General features: G+C 63.8%; 23 protein-coding genes. 12 read left to right on the top strand and 11 right to left on the bottom strand.

What is annotated here, in order from left to right:
• Positions 1-4 precede the first annotated feature (4 nt).
• Both HMPREF3048_RS03035 and HMPREF3048_RS03030 read right to left on the bottom strand, forming a co-directional pair.
• The gene (locus tag HMPREF3048_RS03035) at positions 5-2,230 is read right to left on the bottom strand and encodes a transglycosylase domain-containing protein (RefSeq protein ID WP_070771151.1); all 2,226 of its coding nucleotides are present in this window, start codon (positions 2,228-2,230) and stop codon (positions 5-7) included.
• Between the two features lie 102 nt (positions 2,231-2,332).
• The gene (locus HMPREF3048_RS03030; RefSeq protein WP_070771169.1) at positions 2,333-2,695 is read right to left on the bottom strand and encodes a DUF5318 family protein; all 363 of its coding nucleotides are present in this window, start codon (positions 2,693-2,695) and stop codon (positions 2,333-2,335) included.
• A gap of 101 nt (positions 2,696-2,796) precedes the next feature.
• Between HMPREF3048_RS03030 and HMPREF3048_RS03025 the strand changes: the two genes are divergently transcribed.
• Together HMPREF3048_RS03025 and HMPREF3048_RS03020 are read left to right on the top strand one after the other, a co-directional pair.
• Entirely contained in the window at positions 2,797-3,759 is a 963-nt protein-coding gene (locus HMPREF3048_RS03025) for a universal stress protein (protein WP_070771150.1), read from the top strand.
• A 10-nt stretch (positions 3,760-3,769) separates the two neighbouring features.
• Positions 3,770-4,234 carry a hypothetical protein gene (locus HMPREF3048_RS03020; protein ID WP_070422061.1) on the top strand — a complete coding sequence of 155 codons (465 nt, stop codon included), beginning with the start codon at positions 3,770-3,772 and terminating at the stop codon, positions 4,232-4,234.
• Here HMPREF3048_RS03020 and HMPREF3048_RS03015 read toward each other — a convergent pair.
• The 3 genes from HMPREF3048_RS03015 to HMPREF3048_RS03005 all read right to left on the bottom strand — a co-directional run bounded on the left by HMPREF3048_RS03015 (position 4,209) and on the right by HMPREF3048_RS03005 (position 7,019).
• Positions 4,209-5,108 carry an oxygen-dependent tRNA uridine(34) hydroxylase TrhO gene (locus tag HMPREF3048_RS03015; RefSeq protein WP_070771149.1) on the bottom strand — a complete coding sequence of 300 codons (900 nt, stop codon included), beginning with the start codon at positions 5,106-5,108 and terminating at the stop codon, positions 4,209-4,211. The two genes, HMPREF3048_RS03020 and HMPREF3048_RS03015, sit on opposite strands and share 26 nt — an antisense overlap.
• 10 nt (positions 5,109-5,118) lie before the next feature.
• Entirely contained in the window at positions 5,119-5,460 is a 342-nt protein-coding gene (locus tag HMPREF3048_RS03010) for a helix-turn-helix domain-containing protein (RefSeq protein WP_209273055.1), read from the bottom strand.
• A 65-nt stretch (positions 5,461-5,525) separates the two neighbouring features.
• The gene (locus tag HMPREF3048_RS03005) at positions 5,526-7,019 is read right to left on the bottom strand and encodes a DUF1846 domain-containing protein (RefSeq protein WP_070614181.1); all 1,494 of its coding nucleotides are present in this window, start codon (positions 7,017-7,019) and stop codon (positions 5,526-5,528) included.
• A gap of 77 nt (positions 7,020-7,096) precedes the next feature.
• Here HMPREF3048_RS03005 and HMPREF3048_RS03000 point away from each other — a divergent pair, with 77 nt between their 5' ends.
• The 4 genes from HMPREF3048_RS03000 (at position 7,097) to HMPREF3048_RS02985 (ending at position 12,047) form a co-directional block, all read left to right on the top strand.
• Positions 7,097-8,677, top strand: coding sequence for an NAD(P)H-hydrate epimerase (locus HMPREF3048_RS03000; RefSeq protein ID WP_070771147.1), 1,581 nt, complete (start codon positions 7,097-7,099; stop codon positions 8,675-8,677).
• Positions 8,670-9,641: an NAD(P)-binding domain-containing protein gene (locus HMPREF3048_RS02995; RefSeq protein ID WP_070771168.1), complete on the top strand. Its 972-nt coding sequence runs from the start codon at positions 8,670-8,672 to the stop codon at positions 9,639-9,641. Before HMPREF3048_RS03000 ends, HMPREF3048_RS02995 begins: the two co-directional genes overlap by 8 nt.
• 357 nt (positions 9,642-9,998) lie before the next feature.
• Positions 9,999-10,853 carry a hypothetical protein gene (locus HMPREF3048_RS02990; protein ID WP_070771146.1) on the top strand — a complete coding sequence of 285 codons (855 nt, stop codon included), beginning with the start codon at positions 9,999-10,001 and terminating at the stop codon, positions 10,851-10,853.
• Positions 10,854-10,934: 81 nt separating this feature from the next.
• The gene (locus HMPREF3048_RS02985; RefSeq protein WP_070771167.1) at positions 10,935-12,047 is read left to right on the top strand and encodes an MFS transporter; all 1,113 of its coding nucleotides are present in this window, start codon (positions 10,935-10,937) and stop codon (positions 12,045-12,047) included.
• Positions 12,048-12,099: 52 nt separating this feature from the next.
• On the opposite strand, the gene HMPREF3048_RS02980 is transcribed toward HMPREF3048_RS02985, so the two are convergent.
• Positions 12,100-12,747, bottom strand: coding sequence for an ABC transporter ATP-binding protein (locus HMPREF3048_RS02980; RefSeq protein ID WP_070450720.1), 648 nt, complete (start codon positions 12,745-12,747; stop codon positions 12,100-12,102).
• Positions 12,747-13,703, bottom strand: a complete 957-nt coding sequence (locus HMPREF3048_RS02975; protein WP_311524491.1) for an ABC transporter permease — start codon at positions 13,701-13,703, stop codon at positions 12,747-12,749. The genes HMPREF3048_RS02980 and HMPREF3048_RS02975 overlap by 1 nt, the downstream gene beginning before the upstream one ends.
• Positions 13,704-13,815: 112 nt before the next feature.
• Here HMPREF3048_RS02975 and HMPREF3048_RS02970 point away from each other — a divergent pair, with 112 nt between their 5' ends.
• The 5 genes from HMPREF3048_RS02970 to HMPREF3048_RS02950 all read left to right on the top strand — a co-directional run bounded on the left by HMPREF3048_RS02970 (position 13,816) and on the right by HMPREF3048_RS02950 (position 18,996).
• Positions 13,816-14,997 carry a sensor histidine kinase gene (locus HMPREF3048_RS02970; RefSeq protein ID WP_070771144.1) on the top strand — a complete coding sequence of 394 codons (1,182 nt, stop codon included), beginning with the start codon at positions 13,816-13,818 and terminating at the stop codon, positions 14,995-14,997.
• Positions 14,994-15,596 (top strand): response regulator, encoded by a 603-nt coding sequence (locus HMPREF3048_RS02965; RefSeq protein ID WP_070771143.1) that lies wholly within the window; start codon positions 14,994-14,996, stop codon positions 15,594-15,596. Before HMPREF3048_RS02970 ends, HMPREF3048_RS02965 begins: the two co-directional genes overlap by 4 nt.
• Before the next feature lie 10 nt (positions 15,597-15,606).
• Positions 15,607-16,149: a pirin-like C-terminal cupin domain-containing protein gene (locus HMPREF3048_RS02960; protein WP_070484586.1), complete on the top strand. Its 543-nt coding sequence runs from the start codon at positions 15,607-15,609 to the stop codon at positions 16,147-16,149.
• 76 nt (positions 16,150-16,225) lie between these two features.
• Positions 16,226-17,650 carry a C4-dicarboxylate transporter DcuC gene (gene dcuC / locus HMPREF3048_RS02955; RefSeq protein ID WP_070771142.1) on the top strand — a complete coding sequence of 475 codons (1,425 nt, stop codon included), beginning with the start codon at positions 16,226-16,228 and terminating at the stop codon, positions 17,648-17,650.
• Positions 17,651-17,673: 23 nt separating this feature from the next.
• On the top strand, positions 17,674-18,996 hold the full coding sequence (locus HMPREF3048_RS02950; RefSeq protein WP_070452874.1) for an IS1096 element passenger TnpR family protein: 1,323 nt from the start codon (positions 17,674-17,676) through the stop codon (positions 18,994-18,996).
• A gap of 36 nt (positions 18,997-19,032) precedes the next feature.
• Here HMPREF3048_RS02950 and HMPREF3048_RS02945 read toward each other — a convergent pair whose 3' ends face one another.
• From HMPREF3048_RS02945 to HMPREF3048_RS02935, 3 genes are read right to left on the bottom strand one after another with little or no spacing between them, the layout of a single operon-like run.
• Positions 19,033-19,350, bottom strand: coding sequence for a DUF202 domain-containing protein (locus tag HMPREF3048_RS02945; RefSeq protein WP_070771141.1), 318 nt, complete (start codon positions 19,348-19,350; stop codon positions 19,033-19,035).
• Positions 19,347-19,709: a YidH family protein gene (locus HMPREF3048_RS02940; RefSeq protein WP_070452871.1), complete on the bottom strand. Its 363-nt coding sequence runs from the start codon at positions 19,707-19,709 to the stop codon at positions 19,347-19,349. The genes HMPREF3048_RS02945 and HMPREF3048_RS02940 overlap by 4 nt, the downstream gene beginning before the upstream one ends.
• Positions 19,706-20,197 (bottom strand): VanZ family protein, encoded by a 492-nt coding sequence (locus tag HMPREF3048_RS02935; protein ID WP_070452880.1) that lies wholly within the window; start codon positions 20,195-20,197, stop codon positions 19,706-19,708. Before HMPREF3048_RS02935 ends, HMPREF3048_RS02940 begins: the two co-directional genes overlap by 4 nt.
• Positions 20,198-20,232: 35 nt before the next feature.
• On the opposite strand from HMPREF3048_RS02935, the gene HMPREF3048_RS02930 reads away from it, so the two are divergent.
• Positions 20,233-21,168 (top strand): acrylyl-CoA reductase family protein, encoded by a 936-nt coding sequence (locus HMPREF3048_RS02930; RefSeq protein ID WP_070771140.1) that lies wholly within the window; start codon positions 20,233-20,235, stop codon positions 21,166-21,168.
• Here the strand turns inward: HMPREF3048_RS02930 and HMPREF3048_RS02925 are convergent.
• Positions 21,158-22,210, bottom strand: a complete 1,053-nt coding sequence (locus HMPREF3048_RS02925; RefSeq protein WP_070771139.1) for a DUF2189 domain-containing protein — start codon at positions 22,208-22,210, stop codon at positions 21,158-21,160. The genes HMPREF3048_RS02930 and HMPREF3048_RS02925 overlap by 11 nt on opposite strands.
• Positions 22,211-22,542 lie beyond the last annotated feature (332 nt).

The following is a 22,542-nucleotide window of genomic DNA, read 5'->3' as shown; positions in this document are numbered from 1 at the left end:
GCTGTTACTGGAACGCCTCCTGAACTTGGCCGATCACATCGTTGACAGCATCACGCAAGTCCGGCGCAGGCGCCGGTGCGGGAGCAGGTGCAGGTGCCGGTGCTGGCGCGGGAGCCGGTGCTGGTGCCGGAGCAGGTGCTTCGCTCGGAGCGGAAGATGCAGCCGACTCGGATTCCGTCGGCGCAGTGCCGGTAGCCGAGTTTTGGGTTGCCGGAGTGGAGTAGTAACCACCCAGGCCAACGCCACCCTTGTAGGCGTTCACGCCCCAGTACACCGGGCTTGCCGGCTCGAAGTACTCAAAGTCTTGATCCGCCAGCTCAGTGTCCAGGACCTGCTTCCAGATCTGCGACGGCGTGTTCGAGCCCCACATGATGCCGCCCCACTCGTTAAAGATTGGCGAGGTGTTGTCGGCGGTGCCCACCCACACGGCCACGGCGAGCTGCGGGGTGGAGCCGACCATCCAGGCGTCCTTGTTGTTGCCGGTGTCGCCCATTTGGGCGGTGCCGGTCTTTGCCGCGGACGGGCGGCCGCCAGCGAGCACCGCGTTGGAGTACGCCGGCACGGTCTGCATTGCTTCGAGGACGTTGTCCGCCACCTGCTCGGAGACGCGACGTTCGGTGTAGTTGCGGTCCACCTCGTAGAGGACCTCACCGTTGGCGTCCACAACCTTTTCCACGAAGTGGGTTGGGTGCATGGCGCCGCGGTTGGTCAGGGTTGCCACTGCGGTAGCCATGTCCAGCACGCGCGACTGGTACTGGCCCAGCACGATGCCCTCGTACGGCTGGCCGCCGTTTTCGCGCAAGGTCAGCGGGATGCCGGGGATGGACTTGGCCACGCCCAGGGCGTGCGCCATGTCGGCGGTGTCCTGCGTGGTGTTGTCCAGTTCGTCTTGAATGCGCATGTAGGCGGTGTTGGAGGACACGCGGGTGGCCTCAGTCATGGACAGCATTCCGCCTCCGCCGCCGTCCCAGTTGGTCACGACGTGGTTGCCCGGCAGGGTCACCGGGGAAGAATCGAACATGGACGTCAGCGGGATGCCCTGCTGCAGGGCGGCCGCGAGCGCGAAGATCTTGAACGTCGAACCCGTTTGCAGGCCCGCGTTGGCGTAGTCCCAGCCAGACGGGTCGTCGCCGCCGTAGTAGGCGCGCACGGCACCGGTACTCGGCTCGATGGCAACGACGCCGGAGCGGGCGTCATCCTGTAGGTAGGACAGGCGCTGACGGGTGATCTCTTCGACGTTTTGCTGGGTGCCGGCATCGATCGTGGTGGTGATCTGCAGGCCACGGTTGGTCAGGTCGTCCTCGGTGATGCCAATGGTGGCCAACTCCGCCACAACCTGGTTCTTAATCAGGCCGTTTGCGCCGGTTGCTTCCGTGTAGGCCGAGTAGGTGGCCGGGTCACGGGTCTCCGGGTAGTGGGCGGCTGCGCGACGCTCCTGGGTGATGGCGCCGGTTTCCACCATGCCGTCCATGACGTAGTTCCAGCGGCCTTCCGCGGCTTCGCGGTTGGTCCACGGGTCAAGCTGGCTCGGCAGCTGGATCGACGCGGCCAGGACTGCGCCCTCCTCCAGTGTGAGCTGGGAGGCTGGTTTGTTGAAGTAGGCGTGCGCTGCGGCTTCGATGCCGTAGGCGTTGCGGCCGAAGTAGACCGTGTTCAGGTAGGCGCGCAGAATGTCGGCCTTTTCCCACTGGTTGGTCATCTTCACCGAGTAGACGAGCTCTTTAGCTTTACGCTCGTAGGAGTGCTCGTTGCCCACCAGTGCGTTCTTCACGTACTGCTGGGTGATGGTGGAGCCGCCACCTGCGGATGCGTTGCCGGTGAGCTGCCCGATGGCGGCGCGAGCGAAGCCTGTCGGGGAGAAGCCGGAGTTGGTCCAGAAGTCACGGTCTTCTGCCGCAAGCACCGCGTTTTGGACGTCTTCGGGCACCTGGTCAAGCGGGATCTGCTTACGGTTGCCTTCCGGCGGGACGATGCGGGCGAGTTCCTTGTCGCCGTCGCGGTAGAAGATGTTGGAGATCTGCGCCGTTTCAATCTTGCCCGGCTCGGGCACCTCGGCGCGTGCGTAGCTCCAGAAGAACCACGCCAGCGGGATCGCCGCAATCATGGCCAAGAACAGCAAGAACGCGATAAACCACTGCCATGCGCGCGACCGTTTCTTCGTGGTGACGGTCGTTGAGCCGTTGCTTTTCTTTTTGGCGGTCGTGTCGCCGCCGTTGTCTTTATCTGACACTCGTTTTTCCCTGCGCAATTTGACCCGCGGCCCCCGCGGGGAGGGCGAAACCGCGAGCTACCTACTCGTTTTCTATGCACACCCTACCCGGCCAACGCGAAATCACACTACTGGTACTGCAGTGACTTCCTTTAACAGATGGTTCCACTTGCAGTAGCGGCAAACCTCCACGAAGTGGACGGTGATGGGGCCGACCTCGTGCACCATGCGGTCGATTTCTTCTGCGCTGCGGGCGGTGCCGGTGCGTCGACCGAGTTTTTCGCTGTACACCCAGGTAATCTCCCGCAGTTCGGCGCCACAGATGGGGCAGGACCGTGGGGATGCGGTGCCGTGGTGTTCGGCGGCGGCACGGAGGATGAAGTCGGCGTCGCAGGCGTCGTCGATACGCATGCGCCCTGCGTTGAGCTCGCGCAATGCGTGGCGACGACGCCACTCGTGCGACACCTCACCCTCATACACAAACATCTGCGCAATGGTAACGCCGTTTTCGGTGCGTCGCCGACGCCACATATGATGTTGATGTTCAAACGTTTGCTAGCGACACTGCCACTTCGAGGAGCCACGACGTGAGCCACCACGCTGTATCCCCCGAGTCTGCACGCCTACCGAACACTGTCGATTCGGATGCTCCTCTCCGCGTTGCGGTTGGCTGGGACACCACAAGCGGCGAAGCCGTCGAGTTTGCCGCCTGGCTCGGCCGCTCCCTGCCGATGAAGGTGCAGGTCATGGCATCTGCGCAACTGCCGCCGATCCAGGCGCTGACAACCTCGGCGAAGAGCCGCAAGAAGCAGCTGAAGAAGATGCGCGAAGAGTTCCACAAACGCGTGGTCAATGAACTCGACGGGCAGATCCCAAAAGCGCAGTGGTCCAAAGAGGTGGCCACACTCAAGGACGGCAAAGATACCGTCCGCTCGCTTCTCGACAACGCCTTAGAGTTCAACGCTGACCTCATCGTCATGGGCTCCCGCGCAAAATCACCCAAGGGCCGACTACGCCCGTCCAGCGTTACGGACGAAATGCTCTACTCCTCCCCCATCCCCCTCGGGCTGGCACCGCGCGGAGTGAAGCTGTCTAAGAAGGGCATCACGCGCGTGACCTACGCCGTGGTGGACACCGACGGGAAGAAAGAGCCCGAGTTTTACGGCCTGGACTACGCCACCGCCCTCGCGTGCGCGCTGCACCTGCCGCTGCGCATCATCGCGTTCTCCCCGACGAGTTACGACGAGCACGGCCCGAAATGGTACGAACGCACCCTTGGCATGCTTGACCACGCCCGCGACCGAGCCTGGGAGTACGCATGCGAACTCTCCCCCGACCGCCTCGACCATTTCGACGTGACCAGCTCCGTGTCCACCGGCAAGAGCTGGAAGCGCTCGATTGACTCGGTGAAGTGGCGCAAGGGCGACATCATGTGCCTGGGTTCGCAGCCGTCGCCGAATCTGCGCACGGTGTTTTTGGGCACGCTCGAAGGCGAGTTCATCCGCTACGCGCCTGTGCCCGTCATCGTCTGTCCGGAGGCAGCGAAGTAGGTTAGGGCGTATGCGCGACCATCCTGAAAACGACCTGCACTCCCCCGCCGACCGCTTTTCCCGCGTTCGCCCGGAGCCCCGTTCCTTTGATGAGTTGGCGGATGCCCCGGATCCGCTGGAGGTAGACCGGCGCAATAAGCGCTCCACCCGTCAGGCGATCACGTGGGCGCTGGGCACCGTTGGGGTGACGTTCCTGTTGGCGTTTGTGTTAGGCCTGGTCGCCCGCCTGCAGGGCGGGCCGCTGTGCAGCGACGGCGACGCCACCTGGCTGTGCACCCCAACCTGGCGCACCACCTGGGCTGTAGTCACCTCTCTCCCACCGATCGCCGGCCTGATTGGCTGCGCGGTGATCATGGTGCGCAAACTCAACCGCTACGAGCGCTGGATCCCGTGGATGGGCGTGTTCTGGATCCCGCTCGTGCCGTTCACCATGGCGTGGCTGATTCTGACTATTGGGATGCTGGCAACGATGTAGTTGCGCACTGCGCACAGTACGGGTTCTTCTCCCGGCAGGCCTCGCAGCTTAAGTACTGCTGGCGGCACTCCGGCTCGTTGGCGCAGTTGTAGAACTGGTTGGTCGCCTCCCCGCAGTGCACGCAGTGGCCGAGCTGGACGTAGTCCGGGTCGTCCGCGGAACCGAATTCGGTGTGCATGCGGTCGTCGAACACGTAGAGGGAGCCCTCCCACAGGCCGGAGTTGCCGAAGGCTTCGCCGTAGCGGACGATGCCGCCGTCGATTTGGTAGACCTCTTCGAACCCGCGGTTGATCATCAGGCTGGACAGCACCTCGCAGCGAATGCCGCCGGTGCAGTACGAGATGACCGGCTTGTCCTTCATCCAGTCGTACTTGCCGGACTCGAGCTCTTTGATGAAGTCGTGAGTGGTTTCCACATCTGGCACCACCGCGTTTTTAAACCGTCCGATCTCGGCCTCGCGGGTGTTGCGTCCATCGAAGAAGAGCACGTCCGGGTTGGCCTCCACGAACTCGTTGACCTGCTGCGGAGTGAGGTGCTTGCCTCCCCCGATCACACCGTTTTCATCAACCTTCAACTCCCCCGGTGCGCCAAACGCCACGATCTCGTCGCGGGCTTTGACGCTGAGTTTCGGAAAGTCTTCGGCACCGCCTTCGGACCACTTGAACTCGATGCCTTTGAAGTACTCTTTGGTCTTCTTCGCGTAGGTTTTGCAGGCGCGGATGTCGCCGCCGACGGTGCCGTTAATGCCGTGTTCGGAGACGATAATCCTGCCGGTCAGGCCGAGCCCTTCGCACAGGTCGCGTTGCCACAGACGCACCGCGTTCGGGTCGGCGATGGGCTGGAACTTGTAGTAGAGCAGGATTTTGCTGGTCATGCCTGGCAGTCTACGTCGAGCGGGTCCGTTCTTTGTAGGCGTATACGTCGCGCGTGTACACGCGGCGGTGTGTACCGACTCTGTGGCCGGGCAGTGTGCCTTCGTCGATAAGCTTGACCACGTATGGACGAGACACGTTGAGCAGGTCAGCTACCTGCTGGGTGGTCATTTCATCTTCGGGGCTGGGTGGGCGCATGAGGCGCCCCTCCGCAAGATCCTCGAGCAGATCACGGATCCAGGCAGCGGTCTGTTTGGGTAGCGTGATTTCCTCACGCTGGTCAGCTCGGGCGGCAGCAATGCCGTCGTTGAGCTGAGCCAACGCGGTCTCCACCGGCGGTTGTTGTACAGGCATACAGGCGACCATAAACCACAAATACAACGAGCGGAGCCGTTTTAAAGAAGAAATCTAAGATTTTCTTAGCGTTTGTGGTACAGCCCTTTTCGCCAGTACTGCGGCTCAGACGTTGCAAGCACACCAAGGTTGCGGAAAATGCCCTCGTCCACAGACCCAAGGATCGCCGTGATGTGAGCATCGCAACCACGAAGGGACTTCAGGTGATCCAACGCGAGCGCCGCGTCCGGGTTCGAAGCCGCCGACACGGACAAGGCAATCAGTACCTCGTCGGTGTGCAGGCGCGGGTTGACCGAACCCAGGTGGCGTGTCTTCAGCGACTGGATCGGCTCGATGGAATCGGGGGAGAGCAGGTGCACATCGTCGTCGATACCCGCGAGCTGCTTCAGGGCATTGAGCAGCACCGCAGCCGAAGGTCCGAGCAGGTCAGAAGTCTTACCGGTAACAATGCGGCCGTCCGGCAACTCAAGTGCCGCACCCGGCTTGCCGGTCGCCTCCGCGACGTCGAGCGCAGGGGCAACCACAACGCGGTCCTGCACAGAGAGATCCGCCTTGCGCATCACGTTCATCACACGGTCAGAGATGGAGGAGTCGGAGCCGGTGCGGCGTTCGTCGACACGCGATGCAAAGTAGCGGCGAATGATTTCCTGCTGGGCGGCGTGGCGGCAGGCCTCGTCGTCGGAAATGCAATAGCCCGCCATGTTGACACCCATATCGGTCGGGGACTGGTACGGCTCGGTGCCCGTAACCTCACGCAGCAGCGTCTTCAGCAGCGGGAAGACCTCAATGTCGCGGTTGTAGGAGGTGACCTTCTCCCCGTAGGCGTCGAGGTGGTACTGGTCGATCACGTTGATATCGTCCAGGTCCGCGGTGGCCGCCTCGTAGGCTAGGTTCACCGGGTGGGAGAGTGGCAGGTTCCAGATGGGGAACGTCTCAAACTTGGCGTAACCTGCGGCAATGCCTCGCTGGTTCTCGTGGTAGACCTGCGACAGGCAGGTGGCCAGTTTGCCGGAGCCAGGTCCCGGCGCGGTCATGACAATCAGGTCGCGGGAGGTTTCCACATAGTCGTTGCGGCCAAACCCTTCCTCGCTGACCACCTTGGCGGTGTCGTTGGGGTAGCCAGGGATCATGTAGTGGCGCGACACCTTCAGGCCAAGGCGGGAAAGACGCTCGAGGAACGCCTCCACGGTGCGGTTGTGGCCGTCGAGTTGGGTGCACACCACATTTTCGACGAGGAATCCGCGGTCGCGGAACACATCCACAAGACGCAGCACGTCATCTTCGTATGTAATACCCAGGTCCGCGCGCACTTTTTGGCGGATGACATCACCAGCGTTGAAGCAGATGACAATTTCCACTTCGTCCTTGATGCGGTCAAGCATGGCGATTTTGTTGTCCGGAGTGAATCCGGGGAGAACACGGGAGGCGTGGTTGTCGTCGAAAAGTTTGCCACCCATCTCCAGGTAGAGTTTGCCGCCTACCTCGGCTCTCCGCGCTTGGATGTGCTCGGACTGCATTGCAATGTATTTTTCGCGGTCAAAACCGGTCGTGTACGGCATGCGCGCAATTCTATTGCTTTGCTGCGACACCACGCACCCCGCTACCTCCACACGGTGGTAGCGCTACGGTGGCAGGCATGTTTTCCTCCACGTTTACCGCCGACCAGATCCGAGCTGCGGAAGCACCCCTGCTTGCGGCGCAGGAGTTCGAGGACCAGTTGATGCAATCCGCTGCCCACGCCGTGGCGGAGGTAGCCAACGTGATGCTCGCTGAAGGTACTGAGGCACGCGCCCGGGTGCTCGTGCTTGCAGGGCCTGGCGGCAACGGGGGAGACGGCCTCTACGCCGGCGCGGAGTTGTTGCTGGCAGGCCACCGGGTGGATGCGGTGTTGCCCACAGGCTCGGCGCAGGAGCGTGCCCTGCGGGCGTTCACAGCGGCCGGCGGGGAGGTGCTGGAGGAACTCCCGGAGCAGTGGCAGGACTACGCCCTGGTTATCGACGCGATGACGGGCATCGGCGCGACCGGCGAGGTACGCGAGAACCTTCGCCCCGCCGTCGAGTTAGCCAACGCACTCAACGCCCAAGTGCTGGCCGTGGACGTGCCCACCGGCGTGGAGGCCGACACCGGCTGGGCAGGGCAGTGCCACGTCAACGCCGATGTGACGGTCACCTTCGGCGGGTTGCGCCGCGCCCACGGGCTGTCGCCAGCGTGCGGGGTGCAGTTGCTCGCCGACATCGGATTGCCGGGCAAGCGCCTGCACGAAACGCTCGGCGACCAACTCACCTTGTGGGCAGAGGATGGCCCGCCGCTGTTGATTGCAAACCGGGCGGTGCTGCCGGAGCAGAAGTGGTCCGAGCAGAAGTGGCCCGACGGGATACAGACCCTGTGGCAGCCACCGCTGCAAGACGTCGCGCCGGCTCCTGCGGACGACAAGTACACCGGCGGCGTGGTCGGCATTCGCGCAGGCAGCGGCGACTATCCCGGCGCGGCTATCCTGTCTACTGCGGGCGCGGTGTACGCCACCCCGGCGATGGTGCGCTATGCGGGCCCGCAGGCGGTGGAGGTGGTGCGGGCGCATCCGGAGGTCGTCGCTACGCACACGCTCCAGGATGCTGGCAGGGTGCAGGCGTGGGTGTTCGGGCCGGGCGCGGGCACTGACGAGGCCGCGGCGGAGGAGTTGCGGTGGGTGCTCGGCCAAGAGGTGCCTGTGCTTATCGACGCCGACGGCCTGACCCTCCTCACCCAACACCCCAACCTGCGCGAACAGGTGGCCAAGCGCGAACAGATGACGGTGCTGACCCCGCACGACGGCGAGTTCGCCCGCCTGTGTGAAGCCGCCGACGTGGGGGAGAGCGATCGCATGGCGGAGACCATCGCCCTGGCCGCCGCGCTGCAGTGCACGGTGGTACGCAAGGGGCGGGTGACGGTGATTGCGCACGAGGGCGACCCGTACACGGCGTACGCGATCGACGCGGGGCATTCCTGGGCGGCGACTCCGGGATCGGGCGATGTGCTCGCGGGCATCGCGGGGGCGCACCTGGCGCTTATGCATGCCAAGCGGCTATGGGAGGAGGTCGCACTCGCCGGCGCGGTGGCCGTGCACGCTTTGGCTGCGAAACTGGCCGCTGCTACTGCGTACGGTGACGCGACGGCGCCAGCGAGCCGGATCGCCGAGTTCATCCGTCCCGCAACCGCGAAGATGCGAAATGATGCTTGATGCGGTCGTGATCGGCGGTGGCCAGTCTGGCCTTGCCGTGTCGTACTACCTGCGCAGATATGGCGTGAACTTCACGGTTCTGGACGCCGCCGACGCTCCCGGCGGGGCGTGGCCGAACTACTGGGACTCGCTGACGCTGTTTTCGCGCGCGGAGTTTTCCAACCTGCCGGGCTGGCCGATGCCTTCGTTTGATGGGTACCCGCCGCGTGATCATGTCGTCGATTATTTAGCGCGCTACGAGGCCCGCTACGACTTGCCCGTTCGCCGTGGGCAGCGCGTGGAGCGTGTGCTTATCGACGACACTGGCTTCACCATCCGCCCCCAAAACCTCCACGCCCGCAACGTGGTGGTTGCAACCGGGATCTGGTCGGCGCCGTTCGTGCCGTTTGTGCCGGGTGAGTTCTCGGGCAGGCAGTTGCACTCGGCGCACTACACGCGACCGGAGGATTTCGCAGGCCAGCGCGTCGCGGTCGTCGGTGGCGGTAACTCGGGTGCGCAGATCACAGCAGACCTCGCGCTAGCCGGGGTAAAGGCGCAGTGGCTGACACGTTCTGCACCGGGTTTCATGCCGGACGACGTGGACGGTTCCACGCTGTTTCGCCGCAATCGTGAGCGCCTCACTGCGATTGCGAAGGGGGAGCCAGATCCGGGCGGGGTGGACTTCGGCGGAGAGATCGTCGTCGTACCGGAGGTGCGCCGAGCGCGCGACGCCGGCCTGCTTCAGGCGCGTCCGATAGTAGGTTCGCTCGACGAGGTGGACGCGGACGTGATCATCTGGGCAACCGGGTTTCGCCCGGCCCTCGGGCCTATCCGCGGGCTGCCCCGGGACACGCATGGTTTGTACGTGTTGGGGTTTGACAACATCAACGGACCGGGTGCCGGAACGATTCGAGGGGTGAGCCCGTTTGCCCGCGATATTGCGGCTCGGATCGCCGATTCTTTTGGCGCACACCGTCGCAGGTAAGCACGCTTCGACAAAATTACATAGGTGTTATTTAGGCCTTGACGTGGAAAAATAGCCCTTTTCGGGGATACATTCACCTTTTCGTTACATGAGAGTTTCCTGAGTAGCACTAACTCAGCTTTCTCCAACCAGCACGTACGTTAATTAAGCACGGACTGGCCCGTACTTGAGACGCAGGTCACCCTACTCACGAAGGGTGAATAGTTGGACATCTGCGCTACGCTTACTTATGTGTTAAATAAACGGAGGATCGCAGCGCTTGCCCTGACAGCTACTACAGCAGCGGCTGCCACTGCCGTGCCCTCCGCCGACGCGGCCACTGTAGGCAAGCCCATTAACGGCGTGTGCTCATTGCAAATGAGCATTGCAGAAAAGGATTTCGCCGCAGCATTGCCGCGAGACCTTAGGAGCCCCCAAGCGCAGCAAAAACAGCAGTGGACCAACGCCTTCGAGGTAGCGTTCCCGGAAGCTGCGCCCATCGCACAAGAATTCCTCGAAGCATTCAACGGCCCATACTTCAGGCAGTTCCATGCCAACCGCAACGCTGAAACCGCCCGTTGGGAAGACCGCATCGCTACTGCCGCAAATGTAGATCCGGCAGGCGCAAAGTGGTACTTCACCGAAATCATTAACAGCGTGCTGGTATCCAGTGAAGACGGACTGGCGCTGGATCATGTTGAGTTCTGGCGCGTTGTGGATGACGCCCTTGAAAGTGGCACCATCAGCGCCACTGACCCACGCGACATTTACCCCGCTTTCCCACAGGAAATTAGCGACAGGCTTCTCGAGGGCGCTCTGGCAGACATGCCGGCAGACCAGCGCAAAAAGTGGGTAAACGCGCACGCCTCGTCCAAGGAAGCCATCGGCTCGGTCAATGCGGCACAGTTCCGCGATGCCTTCAAGAAGGCACGCGAGGCCTGCGCCAATGGTGGCGGCTCGGTCACTCTGCCCGTCGCTCCCAAGCCGACCACTCCGTACGACGTGCCACCGGTACAGCGCGGCAAGGACAAGCCTGGCAAGACCACAGAGCCGTCCACACCGACTGAGTCGAAGACCACCACCAACATCAGCGTTGACTTCTCCACCTCGGTTGAGCGCCAGAAGAACGAACCACAAGCGTCGATGCCTGTCGGTGCGATCATCGGCATCGTCGTCGCTCTGTTGACAATCATTGGTGGCGCTGGGGCAGCATTTGTCATGGGCGGGCGATAGGCGTAATTTGGCGCGGTGTCCAACACCGCGAAAACCCCCCAGAAAACCCCGGGCCAATTCCCCTTCGTACCACTGGCGGCGATGAGTTTCGCCGCCTTTGTTTATGTCACTTTCGAGATGTTCTCGGTGGGGCTCATCTCCCCGATGGCGCGAGACCTCGGCGTCTCCGAAGGCCAAATTGGCCTCCTCATGAGCGTCTATGCGGGCTTGGTCGCAGTGGTGACCATCCCGCTGATCCACTTCACACGCAGCGTCAATAGGCGTCCGCTGCTTATCGCCACTCTGGTGTTTCTCCTCGGCGGGATCGTGCTGCAGGCAACAGCCAGCAACTACTGGATGCTGGTGGCCGGGCGCGTCACCGCAGCATTTACACACGGCGTGTTCTGGTCGCTGGTCAACCCGATGGCGGCCCGCATCGCTCCCGCCGGGCAGACAGGTAAGGCGGTGGCTGCGGTGTCCATCGGCTCTACCTTGTCGCTGGTTGCGGGCTCGCCGCTGACCACTGCGTTGGGCACGATGATCGGCTGGCGGGCATCCACGTGGGTGCTTGGCGTAGCGACGATCGGCGCGCTGGTCACCCTGATCGCCACCCTGCCAAGTCTGCCGGCGGTGCCACCGGCGAACAGGGCGAAGGCGACGAACACGAAGTCCGCCATCCCTTCGCTTGTGGTGTACGTGCTGCTCGCGGTGACGGGTATCTTCTCCACCTTTACGTACTTGGCGCTGCTGGTGGAAGGCACCGCCGGCCACGCGTATGTGCCGTTCGGCGTGTCCCTGTACGGCATCGCGGGCTTGGTCGGCATCACGATCGCCGGCCGGAGGGTGGATAGCCGAATGATCCGGCTCAATGCCCTGGCCGCTGCCGTGATGGTGGTGTCCGCCATCGCAGGTTTGCTCGCGCTCGGTGCCGGAAGCGGCCTAGGCATGTTCGCGGTGATCGCCGTGTTCGGCATGGCCGCCGGTGCGCTGCCCACGGTGGCCACCACCATCTTCTTGCACGCAGGCCAGCGCAACCAGGACCTGGCAAGTTCGGTGTACGTGGTCACGTTCCAGGTCGGTATCGCATCCGGTTCCGCGGTTGGTGCTGCGGTGGTAGATGCGGGCTACTTGTCCGGCACCCTGATCTCTAGCGGTGTGCTCGGCGCGCTGGCGTTTGCGGTGCTGGCGCTGTGGTCGCGCACGCTCCTGCGCTAGCGCCAGCGATTGAAGCACCAGACATACAAACCCCAGACATATAAGCGCAGTCTTATGCGTAGACCGGGGTGCGTGCGTTGACGCCAACCTCGAAGACCTCGTCTCGCGGATTGATCAGCGAGCGGTCGTGGGTGACAAACCCGCAGGCAATGTTGCGCTCTTCAACCAGGTCACGCAGCAATTTCACAATCTCTTGGGAGCGGTCGTGGTCGAGGGCGGCGGTGGGCTCGTCGGCAAGCAAAAGCTCTGGCTCACCCATCAACGCGCGGGCGATGCCGACGCGCTGGCGCTGACCGCCGGAGAGTTCGCCCATACGGCGATCGCCAAGACCCTCGAGGCCGACCTTGGCCAGGAGCTCATCGGCGCGGTCCGGGCGTGGCTTGATGCCGCGGATGTCGTCGGTCACCAACAGTTGGTCACGCACGTTGAGCGCGGCGATCAGGTTGGCCTGCTGGAAGATCATGCCGATCTTGTCGCGGCGCACATCGTTGTTCACCTCAACGCCGTTGAGGGTGGCGGTGCCGGAATCCGGTGTGATCAGGCCCGCGGCGACGGAAAGCATGGTGGATTTTCCGGAGCCGGACTCGCCAACAATGAAGGTCAGCTCGCCGGGCTTGGCGGTGAAGTTCATGTTGTCCAGCACGGTTCGCATTTCCTGGCCGTCCTGGAAGGCGACGGTGACATTTTTCAGTTCAAGCATTATGCGGCACCTCCAAGGGCCTGCTGCGGGTTAACTTTTGTAATGGAGCGGGTGGCAATCAGCGCGCCGACCATGCCGAGCGCCCAGATGGCAACTGGCGGGGCGACGGCGGTGAGTGCGGTCAGGGAGAACGGTGCAGCGCCCTGCATCGCCAGCCCGAGGCCGAAGGCGACCACGCCTCCGATTAGCGCACCTGCGCCGAGCAGCACCGCGGACTGGCCGAGTGCGTCCTTGAGCAGGTACTTGTTCGATGCGCCGATGGCCTTCAGGATGGCTAGGTCGCGGCCGCGCTGCATCGTCCACACCGTGAGGAACGCGACGATCACCAGCGCGGCGATGGCGTAGAGGAAGCCCTGGATGAGCTTCAGGGAGCCCTGCTCAGAGGAGTACGCGGGCAGGCCCTCGAAGGACTCCTTCAACGACACACCGCCGCCGACCTCGTGGTCGGCGAGCAGCACGGTGCCGTCGGCGTCGGTGTGCATGATCTCTTTCCAAAAGTCCGTGGGCACCCACAGGACAGGGGAGTGGGAGAACGCAAGGTCCTCGCCAATCGCGCCGACGGTGATGGCCTTGCCGGCGACGGTGATCTCCTCGCCCTGTGTGAGTTCAAGGCCCGGCGCGGCAACCGCGTCCTTGCCCAGCGTCTGGCCGCCCGGCAGCACGGTGCCTTCCGGCAGGGACAGGATGGACACTGCGGCGTCTTCGCCGTTTGCCTTGGTCAGCAGCATTTGGCTGGTGCCAAGCGGGGTCATGCCGTCGCGAGCCTCCACACGCGAGGTGGTAAACGACAGGTCTTCCGGGTCCTGGAAGACAACGGATTCCGGCTCGAGCGCTTCAAGTGCTGAGGTGTTCTGCTTGCCCAAGCCTGCGGTCAGGCCGGTCAGCACAACCACCAGCAGGGTGATCAGGGTGACCGTGCCCACGATCAGCCCGAAGCGCCCCTTGGCCGACTTCATTTCTCTCAAACCTACGAACATGACTCCGATTATGGCTTTGACCTGCACTGTTCCACATCGGGCGGGCGGTTGAAATCCCAATCAACCGATCGGTTGATCTACGCTCAGTCCTATGTTGTCCACGACCCGGATTCTGGATTTGTTGCGCGTGAGCTTGCACGTGCTGGTCGCCGTATTGCTTGCGGTGGGTCTTATGGGGCAATTGCGTATCGACGACCCCCTGCCCGGCCTCGTTCTCTCCACCGTCTTCGCCGCTGTGTACATGGCGGGCACGGTGTGGCACTACGAGGGCCGGGCCTATCCAAGTTGGGCGCCGTACGCGTGGCTGGCGGTCGTGGCCGCGCTGTGGGTGGGGCTGGTGCAGGTCTCCGCGGACTTCGTGTGGCTGGAGTTTCCGCTGGTCATGTTGGCGTGTGTGATCCTGCCGCGCTGGTGGGAGCTGCTGGCCGCGGCCGGCTTGCTGTGTGTGTCCCTGTGGGCAGTGGCCGGGCCTAGTGTGGGACCGGGTGTGGGCTCGGGTGCTGGTGGAAATATCGGTGCGGTGGTGGGGCCGTCGATAGGCACGGTGCTCGCGGTGTTCATCGTGCACGCGTACCGGGCGCTGCGCGCGGAGGCGGACCACTACAAGCAGATGGCCGATGACCTGCGCTCGGCCCAGCGGGAGCGCGCCGCGGCGGAGCATGCGGCGGGCGTGGCACAGGAGCGAGCGCGCCTGGCGCGCGAGGTGCACGACACGATGGCGCAGGGGCTCAGTTCGATCGTGCTGCTCGGCCGCGCGCTGGATAAGCAGCTCGGCGACGACGCCGCGGCGCGCGAGACCCTGGACGTGATTCGCTCGACGGCTGCGGACAACCTGGCGGAGGCGCGCCGCTTCGTCAAAATCAATTCGGCGGACACGGTCTCGGTTGACGACAAACCCCAGCGTGTGGCGTTGCCGGTGCGGTTGGAGCGGCTTGCCCGGGCGGCGTCGGACCGCCAGCGCGCGCTCGGCGAGCCACTGGAGGTGCAGGTCAACGCGGTTGATTTGCCGGAGCCGGCGGCGTCGGTAGCTGAGCGCATGGTGCGCGAGGGCTTAAGCAACATCGTGCGCCACGCGGGCGCATCTAAGGCGGTGATCACGGTGGATAAGCTGGGCGCGACCGCAACCATCGACGTCTTTGACAACGGCCGCGGCATCTCCGGCAAGGAGGGCTACGGGCTCAAGGGCCTGCGCGCCCGCGTGGAGGAGATCGGTGGGGAACTTTCGGTGGAGGGCAACGTCCTCGCCGCGACACTGCCTGTGGAGGAGCAATGACGCTGCGCGTAATGCTTATCGACGACCACCCGGTCGTCCGCGCCGGCCTTCGCGCCGTTCTCAACTCGTTCGGCGATATGGAAGTGGTGGCTGAGGCCGCCGACGGCGATGTTGAGGTGCCGGGAGACGTGGACGTGGTGGTCTCCGACATTCAGATGCCCGGCGCGTCCGGAATCGACCTGACCCGCCGTTTGGTCAAGGCGGGCGGGCCGCCGGTGCTCATCCTGACCACCTACGACACACAGGCCGACGTGGTCGCCGCGGTGGAGGCCGGTGCGATGGGCTACCTGCTCAAAGACGCGCCGGAGGATGAATTGCATGACGCGGTGGTGCAGGCGTCGAAACGCAAGCGCGTGCTCTCTCCGCAAGTGGCGAATGTGCTGGCAGACCGCCTGGTCAACCCCGACGAGGCTCTGTCCGCCCGCGAGATCGAACTGCTTCGCGCACTGCAGACGGGCGCGTCGAACCGGGAGATCGCCGAACAGCTCTTCATCTCCCAAGCCACGGTGAAAACCCACCTGATCCACATCTATACAAAGTTGGGCGTGGACAACAGAACAGCTGCCGTAGAGCAAGCTCGGCAGCGTCGCATCATCTAGTGTGTCCCGTATGACTTTCATCGAGCTGCATACTGGGCCCTGGCGCGCCAGTACCTGCTTACTGGGGCTCAGCGGCCCGCATGACGCGCCAGTTGGCTTGGCCAGCCTGACCTGGCGCCATAACGGCTCGCTGCGTACCGGCGACGATTTGGACCGCCCTCAAGGGCAGATGTTCATCGAGGCAGATGCGTTGCCCGCCCGCCAGCAAATCGCCGAACCTGAGGCGTTTCCGCTGCGTACCGTGACCACTCGAACCGCCGGCGAGGCGTACGTGTTCATCGGTGAAATGTTCGGCCGCAAAGGAGAAATTGAGACGCTCACGCCGTGTGTCGCAGCGCAGATGACGCTTGCCACGGACGCTGAACTTGCGATGACGCTCAACCCTGACTTCGAGTACGCCATCATTGCCTGCGACGGCGATATCGAGGTCAACCGCTCCTCGGTGGTCTCTCACTCCCACATGCTCATTGGTCCGGGTGAGCGCACGCTCGGTTTGGAGAACCGTTCCGAGCATTTCACCCACGTGCTGGTGTTGGGTGGTCTTCCCGAGTAACACGAACCGGGGAGATCTTGCCCACATATAGGCCACTTACCGTGCAGACATGCGGTAACAGCGCAATAATCGGATAGTGCTATATATTCTGATTGCTGTCTTGGCCGTCGCTGCCGTCGGCTACTTCATTTACAAAAAAGTCCACGCCGCATCCGCCATCTTCGCGGTGGGTGTGCTGCTGCTCATGATCGCCGCCGCAACCGGCCGCATCGACTACGCCTCAACCGAGTTCGAATCTTCCGGCAACGCGTTCTACGACGAGTTGCTCATCATCGAGGCCCTGTTCAAGTCCCGTTTCGCCGGCACCGGCATGGCAATTATGGTGCTGTTCGGTTTCGTCGGCTACATGCGCCACATCGGCGCCGACGCAAAGACCGTAGTGGCACTGTCTAGCCCGCTGCGTCGCTTCAACGGCTCCTACTGGCTCGTACCCATCGGCTACTTGGTGGCGACGCTGCTGTCGTTCGTGGTGCCCTCTGCCAGTGCGTTGGCGCTGTTGCTCGTGGCCACGCTCATGCCGGCGTTGATCGCTGCGGGGCTGACTCCGCTGACGGTGGGTGCGATCGTCGCTACGGCCTCCACTATTGCCCCGTCCCCGCTGGAGGCGGGCCTGATTCAGGCCGCTGACCTGACCGGCATGACGGTCACCGAGTTCACCTTCGGCAACGTGGCTAAGGCCACCATCCCGGGCCTGATCGTCATCGCGTTTGTGCACATGTGGTGGCAGCACCGCTGCGACAAGAAGGACCTGGTCAAAGCCGGTGCCGCCGCAGGCGAGGCCGACCTGGAGGCCGCGAAGCACCAAGAGTCGGATCGACGCATCCACGAAGCCATGGAGCGCGCCGAGGGCCTGCCCGGTTTCTACGCCATCTTGCCGCTGATGCCGCTGTTGCTGATCATCGTCTCCGCAATCCTGAACCGCCTGGACATCGTCGGTTTCGAGGCCGGCATTCTCCCCGTGACCGTCGTGTCGCTCATGCTGACCATGATCATCGAGGCGATCCGCCTGCGCGACGTGAACTACGCCGCGGATTCCCTCCAGGACTTCTTCAAAGGCCTCGGCGAGGGCGCCGCAGGCGTGGTGTCCCTCATCGTCGCCGCCGCCATCCTGGTGGAAGGCATCACCCAGATGGGCGTTATCGAGGGCCTGACCAGCCTCGCCCAGGCGTCCTCGGGTGCTGCGATCCTGATGGTGCTGGTGTTCGTCATCGCCACCTCTGTCATGGCAATGCTCACCGGCTCCGGCGTGGCCCCGTACTTCGCGTTCTCCGAAATGGTGCCGGGCATCGCGGCCGACTCCGCCGTGTCCGCCCCGCAGATGCTCACCTCCATTTGGGCCGCCTCCAACACCATGCGCCAGGCTTCCCCGGTCAACGCTGCGGTGCTCATCGTCGCTGGCGCACTGAACGTGAACCCGGTTGACGTGGTGCGCCGCACCCTCGTGCCGTTGGCAGCGGGCATGGTCACGTCGGTGGTGTGCGCGCTGTTGTTCGTCGTGTAGCAAAAGTCCGTATTGTTTCCGGTATGACTGTCTCAGTGCTGATCACCGTCGAAGACTCTTCGCCGGAAATCTCACGTTGCTTCAACGTTGACCCCGACATGACGCTCGGCGCGCTCGCCGAGGTCATCGACGCATCCCTCGGGTTCTCCGGCGCGTCCTCGCACCTGTTCGTGGGCAAGCACGGCACGCAACGTGAGGTGTACGCCGAAAGCCCCGGTGCGGGTGAGCAGCACGAAGACACCATCACGGTCGCTGAGATGGAGCCGATGACCTACATTTACGACGCGGCGGCCGACTGGTCCATCCACGTCGAAGTCCTCGGCCCCTCCCACATCGATGCGCCAACGCCGATGCTTGTCGACGCCGCCGGCCCCGACGTCATCGAAGCCTGCAACGGCCCCGCCATGATGACCGAGTTCCGCCGCCAGGCCCGCCTGCTCGCCGCCGGTATCGAACCCGACGTGGACACCGTCACCTTGCTGTTTAGCTTCCTGCCGGTCATGCCGCCGGAGCGCATGCTGGACCGGCTGACCTTCGCCGACCCGGTCACGGTCGCCTCCCGCATGGCCAACGTCGCCGAGGAGCAGTTTTTCGACGAGATGGCCGCCGCCGAATCCGAGGGTCTGGGCCTGGCGGAGCGCTTTGACAACTTCATCAACTCCCAGCCCGGCCTGCGCGAAATCCTGGACGTGGACCCCCACCCGGAGCGCAACCCGGCGATGATCTCGGCCGTGACCGACTTCTTCAACTCCGTCCTCGGCGAAGGCACCGATTTCCCCGAACTCGCCGAACTGGCCAGCCTGCCCGGCTTCGCTGGATTGCCAGGGCTCGAAGGGCTCGAAGGGCTTCTCGACGACACCGATGACCTCGAAGCCCCCAACTCCCTGACCTTGGTGTTCGGCGACCTGATCAGCCTGTTCATCGCCAGCGTGCCCTACAACGTGGGCGAGCTAACCCCCGAGGTATCCCGCGAGATCCGCGAGATCACAGCGCTGCCGTTCCCGGGTACCGTCGTCGATTTTCTTCTCGACGCCGGCCTGTTAAAGAAGCGCCACGAAATCCTCACCCCGACCAAGGCGGGCCTGACCTTCCTCAGCAGTGACGACGCCGTCGCCGCCAACGCCGACAACCTGCGTCGCTTCTTCGAATCCGTCATGGGCGCAGACCTGTGGCGCGCCACCGTCGACTGGTTCATCGGCGAGCCCCAGCCCAACCCCGACATCGACGACTACATCCCGTGGCTTTACGGCTTCTGCGTCGTCGAAGAGTACGAACCGGGCCGCTCCGGGCTTTCCGACGAAGGCCGCGCCATGATGCACCTCCACCGCGCCTACTACGAAGGCTAGGTCTAGACCCCGCCTGGTTGGCCCCGCCCGGTTAACTCAGGCGAGCACCAGGTAGAGCCCCACCACGGCAATGCCCAGCATCATCGCGGTGAGAATGGCGATGGGGGCGGTGTTCGGGGCGCTGCGCTCGTCGGCAAGAGCAAATGCGTCGCGCCTGTACAGCCGGCGGTTCAGCAGCCCGATCGCCACCGCGCCAAGCGACAACGCGCACGCCGCGAACACAATTAACTCCGGGTAGGCATCCGCCCAGCGCAACAGCGTCGCCGCACACACCAGCATGGCAAGGCCGGTGCGCGTCCAACTCATCGCGGTGCGCTCCGGCTGCAGACCGGGGTCCGCAACGACGATGCTCACAGCAGGCTCACCCCAACCACCACTGCGGCGACGAACACACCGATGCCCAGAATCGGCACGATCGCCGGCGCCGGGATTGGTTTGCCGTGGCGCAAGGCGCGTTCGATCCGTACCCAACGCACCGCAGCACCTGCAGAAATAGCCATTGAGATCACGATGATGGTGGCGGCGGCGATGGAGCGCACGGTGTCGTCGATACGCGGAAGCTCAAACGCCTCCAATGCAATCCCACCCGCCAAAAACGCGAGCGCAGTACGCGTCCACGCGAGGAACGTGCGCTCGTTAGCCAAGGTGAAACGCGGATCCGGCTCGTTGCCATCCGGAAACACCCGCCGGGTAAACCAACCACGCTCACTCATGCGCTCAACCCTAGCGCCGCATACACCGTCAGGAGAACCACCCCAACCGCAGCGATCACCCACAAAACCGTGTTTCTTTGCGACGACACCCTCGCCCACACCGCCCCCAACAACGCACCCGCCGCGTTGCAGATGACATCGTCCGTATCGCTATACCCCCACCCGCCGAGGTACTGCGCCGTCTCGATGCCCAGGCTGAACAGCGTGCCTGCCGCGAGCGCCCTCACGATCGAGCCCCGATACGCCACGAACCCCACCGGAATGAACAGCGCAATGTTGCCAAACAAGTTCAGCCACGGACCCCACCACACCCGCGCATACGTGAACGTCTGCAGCGGATTGAGCCGGATCTGACTGATCTGGTGCGACTCCGCCGCCCACACTCCCGGGATCGACACGAAAGCCTTACCCACCGTAAACGCAAGCACGACAACGACAGTCACCACTGCCGCGGCGACCGTTGCCGGTCTACTTCTGGTCGTATTCACCCGCCCCACGCTAGACGCACGTTAGGCTGGCGACCATGAATAGCACCTTGCTGGTTACTGACAATGGTCCCGCGATCGTAGAAACCCGCGATGAATACGCCGGCGAAGGCGACACGCTGATCAACGTCTCGCACTCGTCGCTGAACTACAAAGACGCAATGGCACTGTCCGGCAACCGCGGTGTCCTGCGCGAACTGCCGCGCGTCCCCGGCATCGACGCGGTGGGCACCCTCGAAGACGGCACGCTGGTCACGGTGAACGGCCGTGGGCTGGGGGAGCGCCGTCACGGCGGCTACACCCCGCAAGTGCGTATCGACGACACCCACATCACCCGCATCCCATCCCGCTTCACCGCCGAGGACGCCGCCGCCATCGGCACCGCCGGCTACACCGCAGCACTCTCCGTCGCGGCGTTCGAGCGCGCCTCCTACTCCGTCGACGGCCCCGTCCTGGTCACCGGCGCCACCGGCGGAGTCGGCTCCATCGCCGTATCACTGCTCGCCGAGCGCGGCCACGAGGTCTGGGCGCTCACCGGGCGTATCGACGAACACAGCACCTGGCTGCGCGAACTCGGCGCCACCGAAATCCTCGACCGCGCCGACTTCACCGGCAAAGGCAAACCGCTGCAGAAGGCGCGCCTCGGCGGCGTGATCGACACCGTCGGCTCCGACATCCTGGCCAACGCGCTCACCCAACTGCGCTGGGGCGGCGTCGCCACCGCATGCGGCATGGCCGCCGGCAACGACCTGCCCGCATCCGTCCTGCCGTTCATCCTGCGCGGTACCCAACTCATCGGCGTGAACTCCGTCGACACCCCCAACGACCTTCGCGACGAAGCCTGGGCACTCCTCGACACCTCCCTCAACACAAACGCCATCCGCACCGAAACAATCGGATTGGATGGCGTCATCGAAGCCGGCCAGGCCCTGTTGGAGGGCCGGGGCGGTGGAAGGGTCGTCGTTAAGCTGTAGGCTCCTGCGGCACCGGACCAGCCGAAATCTGCCGGTAGGCGTACGCCAACGCGAGCATCGTCGCCGGCAAGGTCACAATCAAACCAAGACCAAACGGGATCGCACCAATGAGGTTGATCAAACCAGCCAACACCGCGAAGCCCAACAGACGGCCATAATTACGCGCACCCGCCTTGAAACCGCCGGTGAACGCCTGGCCAAACGTGCCATTGTTGTCACCCGCGAACCACGGCTGCAGCATAAACAGCGGGCTGATCAGCAGCATCACCACCAAACCAATGCCGAATGCCGCCATCACCGGGCCCATCACCGCAAAGAACGTCTCCGGATCATCCATGATCGCCTCCGGATTCTCCGGGATCATCGTCGGATCGATCGCCGAAAACGCACCAATGCCCAGCGCCGTCAGCAGCACCGTCATGCCAAGCATGGCGATGACCGACAACAACACCGACATGCCCAGCGTCTTACCAAACGTCGGCGACTTCACATCCCCGAAACTCAGGTTGCGCGCCAACGTCGCCTGCAACGCCGCACCAATCATCCACGGGCCGAACACCGTCGTGCCGCCCACCTGAATCCAGGTGCCCACCGTCGGCACAAACTGCACCGCCACGCTCAGCAGCAGGTACACCACGCCAAGCGGCAACCACAGCTTCGGGTTGCCAAACACGGTCTTGAAGCCCCAGCCGATCGCCTCCAAAATGTTCAGCTTGCCGGTGCCCTTCACATGCGACCAGCCGTTATTCGCCGGGTCGTTAATCGGGTGCGGGCTCACACCATCGCCCGGAACGTTGTCCGTCAACTGCTGGCCATGGAACCGCAACGCCGTGTTGCCCGCCATCGACGCCGCCGAATTGACCTCAAACGCGCTGTAGTCGCTGTAGCCGTTTTGGTAGTTGCCGGCTTGGTCGGCGTAGTTGCCGGCGTCGGCGGGGTCGGCGTAACTGTCATAGCTCGGGTAACCCCCGTCGTTCTCCGGGTGGCTTCCTTGCGGATGCTGCGGATACGGCTCGAAGCCGTCATTGTTCGGAGTGGACATTGATGTATTCCTTCATCGGATAGGTATCAGTTTTGCCCAGCCGAGTTTAACAACCCTGCGCGGTGGGACGCCGGGCCGGAACGTTGGCGCTGCCCGGGCCGCCTCCTGACAAACTTTGCAAAATCTGTCAGGAACGTTTTCTGACCTGCACGTTTACCGACGCCTGACAGATTCCGCCGTGATCTGTCAGCCGGACGGGGCGGTGGGGGGCGGTGGGGCCGGGCCCGCGGGTCGGGGTGAGGCGGCGGGGCGCCCGGGGTGAGGCAGGCCGGGCATTTTGGGCATCACCGGCAAAATAGTTCCCCGGCGGGGAATTTTCTTCGTCCGGTGGG

The organism is Corynebacterium sp. HMSC075D04, from assembly GCF_001815635.1.
Taxonomy (GTDB): Bacteria; Actinomycetota; Actinomycetes; order Mycobacteriales; family Mycobacteriaceae; genus Corynebacterium; species Corynebacterium coyleae.
Note: the sequence above shows the minus strand (reverse complement) of the source record. Positions and strands in the feature narration are given on the sequence as shown.